This is a genomic window from Roseburia sp. OM04-10BH (assembly GCF_003462605.1).
GTDB lineage: Bacteria > Bacillota > Clostridia > Lachnospirales > Lachnospiraceae > Roseburia_C > Roseburia_C amylophila.
Window position 1 is genome coordinate 1084 of sequence record NZ_QTZI01000034.1, and the last position, 381, is coordinate 1464.

Annotated in this window: 1 pseudogene; it reads left to right on the forward strand. The window is 36.0% G+C overall.

The window, feature by feature from the left end:
* Positions 1 to 75: 75 nt before the first annotated feature.
* Positions 76 to 381: pseudogene (locus DXB43_RS15595) on the forward strand (hypothetical protein); the annotation flags it as partial.

Here is a 381-nt window from a genome sequence, read left to right on the forward strand (position 1 = left end):
AAAACAGAGCAGATTAAGACAGGGTATAGTAATGTAAATGATTATTCAAAATACTTGCAAGGAAAATACCATTATATGAATATAGGGCTGACTTCAATGCAGGGTATTCCGACAACGGTATCTGTTTCAAGTGCATTTTTACAAAAGTGCATGAATGATCCGGAAAAAGCAAAGTATTTGGAGGAAAACTTAGCAGCCATTCCGGATTGTACAAAAGATACGATTAATGGATGTTTGGGCACTGTGACAAATCAGAGTTATATGATTGATGCAAACGGAAATATTATAGAGACAGCATCTTGTACAAATGATCCAGATGGGAAAATAGCGAAAGAGAATGCTGAACGAAAGGCAAAAGAGAACAGAGAAAAAGAGGAAAAG